The following is an 8,598-nucleotide window of genomic DNA, read 5'->3' on the forward strand; positions in this document are numbered from 1 at the left end:
GGTCGACCCATCACCTTCCCCTTCGCCGCCGCCTGCGCCTTCGAAGCCCATTGCGGTAGCGCCCGCGGAGCCTTCGACAAGAACGGCCGTCCCGCGGCGGCCGCCCGTCCGGCCGCCCGAGGTCATTCCTCAACCGGAACGTCCGACTCCCGCACCCGAGATCTCTCCGGAACCGCCTGCCCGCCCCGCTGGTGATCCGAGGCTGGCAGATCTCTTCTACAAGGGGAGACTGGCTCTCGATCGCGGCGAAATCGTAGAGAGCCGGACTCTCCTGGAGCAGCTTCTCTCCCGCGACCCGACCTTCGCCGGCGCCGCCGACCTCCATCGGCTCGTCACCGACCAGATTTGGGAGAGAACCCTTCCCTTGATCGTCGGGGCGAGACACAACCATCGGCTCGGCGGTTGCCTCGGGGAGCTGAGCTTGACCGCTCTCGGCGTGCGCTTCGTCTCCTCGGAGCATTCGTGGGCATGGGCCGTTCGGACGGGCGACATCCGCGTCCTCGAGCGGCCGGATCCGGAAACGTTCGTCGTCGAAACGTTCGAGAAGGACGTTCTCGGGCTGGGCAAGAACAAACGTTACCTGTTCGAGCTCGAGAACCCCCTGTCCGACGACGACTGGGCGAGATACCTGCGTCTCATCAAGTAGTCGAAGCGCTCGAGCGGAGACGTTTCCAGATTTTCTCCGGCGTGATCGGCGTGTCGATATGTCGCACGCCAAGATGATACAGCGCATCCACGACCGCGCTCACGACAGCGGGCGTCGATCCAATCGTTGCCGCCTCACCGACACCTTTGGCCCCTAGCGCGTTCAGCGGCGTCGGCGTCTCGGTTCGATTCGTTTCGTAGGAAGGCAAGTTTTCCGCCCGTGGCAAGGCATACTCCAGCAGGGAGCCGGTTACCAGGCTCCCCTGTTCGTCGTAGCAAGCACTTTCGAACAGAGCCTGGCCGATTCCCTGGGCAATCCCTCCGTGAATCTGCCCCTCGACGAGGAGGGGGTTGATCACGCGACCGCAGTCGTCCACCGAGACATATCGCTCGATGGCGACCTCTCCGGTCTCGGGATCGACGGAGACGACGGCGGCGTGCGTACCGAAGGGAAAGGTCTCACCTCGCGGAGTGAGGGTGGTCTCGCTTCGGAGCTTCGCAGCCAGACTCTCACTCGAGTGCGCGTGGCGGGCCACGTCCTCCCACGAAAGGCTTCGCCCGGGAACGCCTGTGACGAAGAAACGACCTTCTTCGAGCGTCATATCGTCTGGCGACGCCTCCAGGAGGTCCGCGGCGATTTCCTTGGCGCCGTCCCGCACTCGTTCTGAGCTCACAAGAACGGCGGCACCTCCTACGGGAGCGCTCCGGCTACCGAATGTCCCGATGCCTCGGGGAACGACGCGCGTGTCGCCGTGAACGACGACGATACTCTCCCAGTCGACCTGGAGGGTCTCAGCGGCGATCTGGGCCCAGCTGGTCTCGTGCCCCTGGCCATGAGGCGAGGTGCCGGTGAGCACCGTGACTCTGCCGTCTTCATCGACCCGGACCCCGCCGAACTCCCAGGGTCCGAAACCGCATATCTCGACGTAGCACGCGAGACCGATGCCGATGAGCCTGCCTCCCTCGCGTCGCCGTATGATCTGCTCGCTTCGCAGCCGGGCGTAGTCGATTCGTTTCAGCGCCTCGTCGAGCGAGCGCTCGTAGTCACCGCTGTCGTAAGTGATGCCGGTGGCGACTTCATGAGGGAACTCGTCTTTCGAGATGAAGTTCCGCCGACGGAGCTCCGACGGATCCATATCGAGCTCGCCGGCGAGGAGATCCATCGCTCGCTCGATGAAGTAGGCGGCTTCGGGCCTTCCCGCACCCCGGTAGGGTTCGCTCACGACCTTGTTGGTGAAGACGCCGACCGCCTCGGCACGAACGTTGCGGATGTCGTAGACTCCCACCATCATCGCACCGGTCAGGGCAGGGATGATGGGCGTGACGCGGCTGTAGTAAGCACCGCAATCCATCGTCAATCGCAAATCCGCGCCCGTCACGCGGCCGGTGGTGTCGGCGGCGAGCTTCAGCACCGCCGATTGATCCCGACCGTGACTCGTGGCGAGGTAATCCTCGGTTCTGGTAGCCGTCCAGCGGACGGCTCTTCCCACTCGCCGTGCCAGGAACGGCGCGAGAACCTCCTCCGCGTAGACATTGCATTTCGCGCCAAAACCCCCGCCCACCTCGGGCGCGATGACGTGGATCTCTTCTTTCTCGATTCCGAGGATCCCGGCGAGGAAATCGCGAAGCATATGAGGGAACTGGGTCGAGGACCAGAGCGTGATGCCCCGTTCGTGCTCGTAGGTGGCGGCAACCGCCCGCGGCTCCATCGCATTCGGAACGAGCCTCTGGATGTGAGCCTCGAGCGTGACGGTCCTGGCCGCCCGTTGAAAAGCCCCTTTGACGTCACCGCCTTCGAGACTCCAGACGAACGCTCGGTTCGTACCCAGCGCATCGTGCAGCACCGGTGCCCCCGCGGCCAGCGCGGCCTCGGGCGTCGCCACCGCGCCCAACGGCTCGTATCGTACCTCGACCGCCTCCACGGCGTCGGCCGCAAGATAAGGATCCTCGGCGAGGAGGACCGCAACCGGGTCACCGACGTGACGAGCCCGATCGGTGGCCAGAGGAAACCGATCGGGCACGTAGAGCTCATGGTATCTCCCGCAGTCGGGCTCAGTGAGAACGGGTAGAGGAGCCTGCAAATGGGGATTCACGTCCGCGGCCGTGAAAACGGCGACGACCCCCTTACGCCCGACGGCGTTGCGGGAATCGACCGACAGGACCCTCGCATGAGGGTACGGACTCCGGACGAACGCCATCGTCAGGGCCCCCTCTAGCGGGATGTCGGCCACGTATCGTCCTTCTCCCTTCACGAGAGAGGGATCCTCGCGTCGCCTGACGTGCGCGCCGATGAGCCGTGGGGTGGTCTTGGCCAAGAGGTAAGGGTATAATGAACCTGGTTCCCGGAAAACCCAAAAAGCACGGAGGGTGTCATGCACTGGCGTCTCACCTTGGTCGTCCTCTCCCTCGTATGTCCCACCCTGGTCTCGATTGCTGGCGGTGACGAGAAGCTTCCCCATTCCCTGGGAGACTACGAGGTCCGTCTCAACGGGGAGCGAATCGGCGAAGAGCAGTTTCGCGTCTACAAGGACCAGCGCTACGTCCTCGAGACGACGCGCACCCTTTACTGGCCCGAGCCCATGCGCTACGAGGTTCGCTACGAGCTCGAGCGATCTCTCGAGCCGCGCGAAGTTCAGCTCGTGGCCACCCGAGGGGGCATCGTCACCGAGTTGAAGCTCGAGCGAAAGGGCGAGAACTGGCGAGCCGAGGTCAAGGGGCAGGGACGAAAGAAGATGAAACACGAGCTCGGCCGGCGCGCGGGCACCATCGTCGATTTCGAATCTCCGCTCTTCGACGCTCTCGCGCTCAAACGACTCGAGCTCGGCGTGGGCGAGCACCGCGAGATGGATGCCATCACGATGGCTTATCCCGACCTCGTGGCCTCTCGCGAGCCCCAGACATACGAGCGAGTAGAGGACGAGGAGCTCGATACTCCTTTCGGCGGAACGGTGACCGCATCGGTCTACGAGCTCACCCGAAACGAGACCACTCACCGACTGTGGCTCGGTCCGTCAGGGATGATCCTGAAAGCGACCACCGAGCAGCCGGGGAACAACCAGATGGAGACGGTTCTCGTGCGGTTGAAGTCCCAGAGCCCTCCCTGGCCCTGAGCTAGCGGAGATAGCCCAGCGACTCGAGCTCCCGCAGTGTTTTCTCGTCGAGCTCCCGATCGAGCGCGTCTCGTTTGCGGGCGACCGGGAGCATCAGCTCGGGTCCGTAGCGCGCGAAGCGAACGTCGGTATCGAGTGACAGGAGCTCTCGGGCGACGACGCCATCCATGTCCTCGCCCACCGGAAGGCCGAAGAGGTAAAGGAGCGTGGGCGCGACGTCGTAGACGCTAAGAGTCGTCGTCATTCCCGGATTCACCGCGGGACCGGTCATGAGGAAGATCCCGCTCGGCGGAGGGTCCTCTTCCGGTATGTGATAGTGGTCGTAGGTGCCGGCATGGTAGGAGAAGCCGTGATCCGACAAGACGACGAAGTAGGTGTTCTCGTGACCCGGTGCGCTCACGTAAGTCTCGATGATCCCCTCCATGTACCGATAGAACGGCTCGAGCAGCTCGGTGAGCCCTTGACGAAATGCCGGCTCGTCGTCCCCGTGGCCCACGAGGTGAACCGCGGAATGCTGCACGATGTCGGGCAGTCGGAAGTAGGCGGCGAACAAATCGAAGCTCTCCGTCTCATAGAGATGTCGAGCTACGTTCTCGATGAGAGCTTCCTGCATGACGTAAACGGGGTAGTCCTCGACGACGGGGGCGTTCACCGCCTCGGCACCGTACCGGTGGAGAAGATCGGGAAGCCCTCGCTCGGAGCGCAAGTCGTCGAAACGCGTGTCCACGAAGCGAGCGAGCTCGTCGAAGCGCTCGGAAGGATGCACCGTGTCGCGCATCCCGTCCCAGCGCTCTTTCCCGAGCAGGAGCATTCGGCGAAACCGGTTCGAGACCATTACGCCTTCGATCGGATCGGGCGGGTGAGTGACGAACCAGTTCACGATGACCGAGCGCCTGCCCCCGTGATCCACGATCTGCCATATCGACGGCTCGCGTCTTTCCGAATTGTCATAGGGTATCGGGATCTCGTTCTTCTCCAGGTAGACGAAATCGAGGATGCCGTGCTTCGCCATCGTCTTGCCCGTCGCGATACTCGTCCAGATCACCGGCGATTTGGTGGGCTTGAAGGTGGCAAGCGGACCCCAGGCGCTTCGCGCCCGGAGCCGTTCCAGATAGGGAAGCTTCCCCGCCTCGATGAGCGGCTCGATGGTATCCCACCCGGCACCGTCGAATCCGAGCAGCACGACCTTCACCGGGGGCTTCAAACAACCACAGGAGAGGGCCAGAAACAGAAGCCCCGCGAATCGTTTCATTGATGGGACGACAGTGTACCATGGTGGCCCGTGCGCATCGGTCTGGTGGTCTATGGCTCGCTCGACGTCGTCTCCGGTGGGAATGTCTACGACCGCATGTTGGTCGAGCACCTGCGCGACCGAGGCCATGACGTCGAGGTGGTCTCGTTCCCTCTGCTCTCCTACGCGCTTCGAATCACCCAAAACTGGCAAAACCGGACTCTGGCGCGACGTCTTCGATCCGGCTCTTTCGACGTCCTGTTGCAGGACGAGCTGGTCCACCCGTCTCTCTTCCGGCTCAATCGTTCGCTTCGTTCCCCCATCGTTTCCATCGTGCACCACCTTCTATCGAGCGAGGAACGCCATCCGTCCTTGAATCGCTTCTATCGGATGGTCGAGAAAAGCTATCTCGAAACGGTCGCGGCATTCGTCTTCAACAGCCAAACGACGCGGGAGACGGTGGAAGCCCTGCTCGCGAGACCCACGAGCCACGTCGTGGCCACCCCCGGAGGCGATCGCCTGAGAAGCCATTTAACCCCCGGGGAGATCGAGGCCCGCGCCCGAGAAAAGGACGGCTTTCGCCTTCTCTTCGTGGGAAATCTGATTCCTCGAAAAGGGCTTCACATCTTGCTGGACACCCTCCCGAGCCTCGGCCACCGGCGCTGGCATCTGGACGTCGTGGGAAGCCTCGATATGGATCCGGCCTATACTGAGGATGCCAGGCGACGGATCCAAGCGTACGGGCTCGGCGATCGCGTTACGCTGCACGGAAGCCTCGAAGGGGACGCTCTGCGACAACGATTCGAGCGAGCCCAGCTTCTCGTCGTCCCGTCGACGTACGAGGGGTTCGGCATCGTCTACCTCGAGGCGATGGGCTTCGGCTTGCCCGTCGTCGCGAGCTCGACCGGAGCGACGCACGAGATCGTCCGTCAGGAAATCAACGGGTTCCTCGTGCCTCCGGGAGACACCATCGCTCTCGGTGGCAGGCTCGAGCACCTGATGGACGACCGCGATCGACTCGCGAAGATGAGCCTGGCGGCCTGCGAGAGCTTCCGGGATCATCCCACCTGGGGGCAGTCGATGGCGGCGATCGAAGCATTCCTCGGCGAAGTCGCGGGCGGCCTCCCGTTGTGAGGTCAGACTCCCACGGTTTTCAGTAGTCTGGCGGTCGTATACAACTTCACTCCCGTGTCTTTGAAGTCGTTGTCGTTGGACCAGATGGGAATGCAGAGTTTCAATGCCAGAGCCAGCAGCTCGACGTCTTCGGGATCTCGGTGGCCCAGGCGCCGTTCGGCCTCCGAGCGCGTGCTTTCGAATTGCCATCGTTCATACGCCTCGATTGCCAGGAGACCGAATTGTCCTTCGAGGGCCTCGACGGCGAGATCGTACGACTCCGCCATCGTCGGTAAGTATTCTCGTACCTCGCCGAGGACGTGGGTAGAAGTGACCACCTTGACTCGAGTGCGGGTAAATATCCTCAGGGCGGCTTTGCCAGCTACCGCGGACAGGATGACGTTGCTATCGGCGGCGACTCGCTCGACGCCCTTTTTTCCAGGCTTCGAAATCACGAGTTACCTGTTTTTCGCTTACACCACGCTCGCCTAAGTGCTTGGAGATGGCCGCTCCAATCCTTTCCAGCATTTGCTGTCGCAGCTCGACGGGGAGCTCGCTCGGCTCGGCAAGGGGTACCAGGATCCCGGTAAGCTTCCCGTGCCGGGTGATGAAAACGATCTCGTCTCCTCTGGCCAGCTCTGGCGCTCGATTTCGAAACTCTCGAATCCCGGCTACTCGCATGACTCATCCTAGCGCTCATAGCAAATTGATGTCAACAATTGTGTACACATCTCACCTTACGCGCGTCGCGTCTGGCCGACCGACGTCACGAAGCGCCAGTCGCGAGCAAACATCGAGAGCGTAGCGCCGCCGAACAGATACGCGGCCATCCGCGTCAGGTCGACGGGCACCTGCGGCCAGAGAGCGGCGGCGAGAAAGCCCATCTGACAGCCCGCGAGAAAACGCCTCAGCCGGCTGCTATCGAGTGAGCGCGCGCCTTTGACGAGCGAGACTCCGGCGACGAACGCGTAACGGGCGAGCCCGATCGCGAGATACCAGATGGGGAGCTTTCCCAGGAGCACCCCGCCTACACTGGCGACGAGGATACCCAGCGCGTCGATCTCCAAGTCGAGCCTCGCGCCCGATGCGGTCGTAAGTCCGAAGCGGCGCGCGAGGCGGCCATCGAGATCGTCCAGCACGACGGCAACGGTGTAGGCCGCCGCGGCGTATTCCGGGGTGGGCACAAGCATCCCCGCGGTGAGCGCCACGAGCCACCCGCGTAGAAGCGTCAGCAGCGTCGGCCATTCGATTTCGGCGCCGTCTCCGAGCTCGCGCCACAGAAACCAGAGCGCGCTCCCCCAAACGGTCAGAGACACGCAGAGCCAGAGAGGGTTCGGCAAGAGAAACGCTCCGAGCAGCACGAAGCCCGAGAGCGCAATCGCGGCCGATTCGCGCCGAAGCGACCAGACGCGCAGGGCGTTGGCGTTCAATCGGCCTCCCTCACGTCGTAGATATCGAGAAAGCCCTCGAGAAAGTCGGCCATTCGGAGCGAGCTGGGCCGCAGCGGCACCAGACCCGGCTCGAAGCCGAGCGAGTCGAACGCCCGAACCAGCTCCTCCCGCTTCGACAGAACGTGCATCGGGACCGCCCAGCTATCGTTGTCGTGGGTGGCGAGCTTGGGAGGCTGGTGATCGCCGACGATGATGACGAGTGAGTTCTCGGGAACGTAGTCGATAAGAAATCCCTCGAGGCAGTCGATCTCGTACCGAAACGCGTCGACATACCATCGCGAGAGCTCCATCAAATCCCGATAAGCGTCGTGCGCGACCGACTCGAGCCCGGATTGGAACGCCGTGCCATCGTCGAACCGCGTCCAGTCGGCAACGTAGGGAGGCACGGGGTAATAGGGAATGTGGGTCATGATGAGGGAGAACTTGGCGAAGAGCGGACCTTCGGCCGCGGCCACCTCGTTTTTGTAGATTCGATAGAGCGTGAACTGGTCCGGTATCTTCCACCAGCCCATGGACGGGCCCTTGTAATCGAGAGCATCGAAGTCGTAGATCCGGTCGAATCCATAGAACAGTCCGTCGGGCCAGTACCACTTGATCCCCGGCTCGGCCGCGACGGTGCGGTATCCTCTGGCCTTCATCACGTGGACCAGCGTCTTGCGGTCGGAGGCGAGAAGGCCGTTGTACAGGTGCTCGTTCTCGGCTTGAAATCCGCTCAGAAGGCTCGCATGGGCGCGCCACGACCCACCTCCGAAGGTGGGTGACTGGATCTGGCTCGACGAAAAGGAATAACCGGCTTCACTAAGGTGCTTTTCGAGCGCCTGGAAACGGGGAGCGATGGCCTCGAAATGATGTGCGTCTTCCAGGAGCGTAACTCCATACGATTCTAGAAAGATGAGGAAGACGTTCGCCGAGCCGAGGCCGTAGAGATTCGAGTCCAGTCTCTGAGCTCCGACTTCCACCGGAGCGAATTCCGGGGGCGCCACCGTCCTCAGGTTCCCCAGTTGGCGTGCGACGATCACGCTGACGGGCTCTGAGCGAAGACTGTGCG

9 protein-coding genes are annotated in these 8,598 nt (G+C 62.8%); 3 read left to right on the plus strand and 6 right to left on the minus strand.

The annotated features are described in order from the left end of the window. The coding region (locus tag VEK15_16145; GenBank protein HXV62232.1) for a hypothetical protein at nt 1-646 on the plus strand (646 nt) is incomplete at its 5' end. On the opposite strand, the gene VEK15_16150 is transcribed toward VEK15_16145, so the two are convergent. After that, nucleotides 639-2,960, minus strand: a complete 2,322-nt coding sequence (locus VEK15_16150; protein HXV62233.1) for a xanthine dehydrogenase family protein molybdopterin-binding subunit — start codon at nt 2,958-2,960, stop codon at nt 639-641. The genes VEK15_16145 and VEK15_16150 overlap by 8 nt on opposite strands. 57 nt (nt 2,961-3,017) lie before the next feature. Here VEK15_16150 and VEK15_16155 point away from each other — a divergent pair, with 57 nt between their 5' ends. Further along, on the plus strand, nt 3,018-3,755 hold the full coding sequence (locus VEK15_16155; protein HXV62234.1) for a putative glycolipid-binding domain-containing protein: 738 nt from the start codon (nt 3,018-3,020) through the stop codon (nt 3,753-3,755). Nucleotide 3,756: 1 nt separating this feature from the next. Here VEK15_16155 and VEK15_16160 read toward each other — a convergent pair whose 3' ends face one another. Further along, a complete protein-coding gene (locus VEK15_16160) occupies nt 3,757-5,007 on the minus strand; it encodes an alkaline phosphatase family protein (protein ID HXV62235.1) in 1,251 nt (416 codons plus the stop codon). 30 nt (nt 5,008-5,037) lie between these two features. On the opposite strand from VEK15_16160, the gene VEK15_16165 reads away from it, so the two are divergent. Next, nucleotides 5,038-6,120 (plus strand): glycosyltransferase family 4 protein, encoded by a 1,083-nt coding sequence (locus VEK15_16165; GenBank protein HXV62236.1) that lies wholly within the window; start codon nt 5,038-5,040, stop codon nt 6,118-6,120. Between the two features lie 2 nt (nt 6,121-6,122). On the opposite strand, the gene VEK15_16170 is transcribed toward VEK15_16165, so the two are convergent. From VEK15_16170 to VEK15_16185, 4 genes are all read right to left on the minus strand, one after another. Beyond that, a complete protein-coding gene (locus tag VEK15_16170) occupies nt 6,123-6,554 on the minus strand; it encodes a PIN domain-containing protein (protein HXV62237.1) in 432 nt (143 codons plus the stop codon). Then, nucleotides 6,505-6,780, minus strand: coding sequence for a hypothetical protein (locus tag VEK15_16175; protein HXV62238.1), 276 nt, complete (start codon nt 6,778-6,780; stop codon nt 6,505-6,507). Before VEK15_16175 ends, VEK15_16170 begins: the two co-directional genes overlap by 50 nt. A gap of 56 nt (nt 6,781-6,836) precedes the next feature. Then, on the minus strand, nt 6,837-7,529 hold the full coding sequence (locus tag VEK15_16180) for a CDP-alcohol phosphatidyltransferase family protein (protein ID HXV62239.1): 693 nt from the start codon (nt 7,527-7,529) through the stop codon (nt 6,837-6,839). Continuing rightward, the coding region (locus VEK15_16185; protein HXV62240.1) for a sulfatase-like hydrolase/transferase at nt 7,526-8,598 on the minus strand (1,073 nt) is incomplete at its 5' end. The genes VEK15_16185 and VEK15_16180, both read right to left, overlap by 4 nt.

The organism is Vicinamibacteria bacterium, from assembly GCA_035620555.1.
GTDB lineage: Bacteria > Acidobacteriota > Vicinamibacteria > Marinacidobacterales > SMYC01 > DASPGQ01.